At 41.2% G+C, this 1,419-nt stretch carries 2 protein-coding genes; both read left to right on the top strand.

Features of this window, described 5'->3' with window-relative positions:
- Window positions 1–248 precede the first annotated feature (248 nt).
- Window positions 249–626: a preprotein translocase subunit SecE gene (gene secE / locus AB4653_RS25910; RefSeq protein WP_017096511.1), complete on the top strand. Its 378-nt coding sequence runs from the start codon at window positions 249–251 to the stop codon at window positions 624–626.
- A gap of 13 nt (window positions 627–639) precedes the next feature.
- Window positions 640–1,188: a transcription termination/antitermination protein NusG gene (gene nusG, locus AB4653_RS25905; protein ID WP_012605006.1), complete on the top strand. Its 549-nt coding sequence runs from the start codon at window positions 640–642 to the stop codon at window positions 1,186–1,188.
- Window positions 1,189–1,419 lie beyond the last annotated feature (231 nt).

Raw genomic sequence — 1,419 nt, 5'->3', positions numbered from 1 at the left:
TGTTGTAGCTAAAATCTTTGCATAAGATTTGACGAACCACTAGTAAAAAGGGCATCATTTGATGCCCTTTTTCTGCGCTGAAAAAAGAGTTGGGTGTTTTGACATCAATTTTAACTCTTAGCAAAGAATTAAACGGTCTTTTTAACTAAAATGACTGTTAGATGTGTTGTTTTGCAACGCAAAGGAATGTGCCCTGCAACAGCGGGGTTATTGTCGTCTATATTTAAGACTTATCACAGGTTGGTTTTATGAAAGCAAACGCTGAAACTCCTGATAGCTCAGGTGCAGCAGATACAATGAAGTGGGTAGTCGCTTTTGTACTGTTGGCTGCTGCTGTTGTGGGTAATTACCTGTATGGTGAATTGTCTGTTGTAATTCGCGCTGCAGGTGTAGTTGTGCTGATTGCTGCCGCACTAGGCGTTGCAGCAACAACAACTAAAGGTAAAGCTGCGATCGATTTTGCAAAAGAATCTCGTATGGAGATTCGTAAAGTTGTTTGGCCTACTCGCCAAGAAACTATGCAAACTACATTGATCGTTTTAGCTGTATGTATTGTTATGTCTCTAGTGCTTTGGGGAATTGACGGCATTATGGTCCGTTTAGTTTCTCTAGCAACTGGAGTGTAGAGGGTTCTGATTCATGAGTGAAGCTCCAAAAAAACGTTGGTATGTAGTTCAAGCCTTTTCTGGCTATGAAGGTCGTGTATCTCAATCGTTACGCGAACATATTAAAATGCACGACATGGAAGAATTCTTTGGTGACGTTTTAGTACCTACTGAAGAAGTAGTGGAAATGCGTGCAGGTCAACGCCGTAAAAGCGAACGTAAGTTCTTCCCTGGCTACGTATTAGTGCAAATGATCATGAATGATGAATCATGGCACTTAGTACGCAGCATTCCTCGTGTTATGGGCTTCATTGGTGGTACCTCTGATCGTCCTGCACCAATCACTGACAAAGAAGCTGATGCTATCTTGAACCGTCTAGAGAAAGCGAGCGAGTCTCCACGTCCTAAGACAATGTTCGAAGCGGGTGAAGTGGTTCGTGTGAACGATGGTCCGTTTGCTGATTTCAACGGTACAGTTGAAGAAGTAGATTACGAGAAAAGCCGCATTAAGGTATCTGTATCGATCTTTGGTCGTGCAACACCGGTTGAGCTTGAATTTGGTCAAGTTGAAAAGCTGGACTAAAACTCTAACTTTTGAACAAGCTGTGGATAAATACTTCATAAGTTGTTCAAAATAAAAGAGTATAAAAAACCACCTTTTTAGGGTTGTTAAAGGCGCGAATTATGATTATAATTTCGCGCCTTTTTACTTCTATCGAAGTAAGAAAGAGTTAATTGAAATTAAGGGGAGCTTGCCTCAGGGCTAGCGCATGTACCCAAAAATTAGGAAATATCATGGCTAAGAAAGTTGAAG

The sequence above is a fragment of the Vibrio sp. 10N.222.48.A3 genome, from assembly GCF_041475345.1.
GTDB lineage: Bacteria > Pseudomonadota > Gammaproteobacteria > Enterobacterales > Vibrionaceae > Vibrio > Vibrio tasmaniensis_A.
This window is presented reverse-complemented; position numbering and strand designations above follow the sequence as displayed.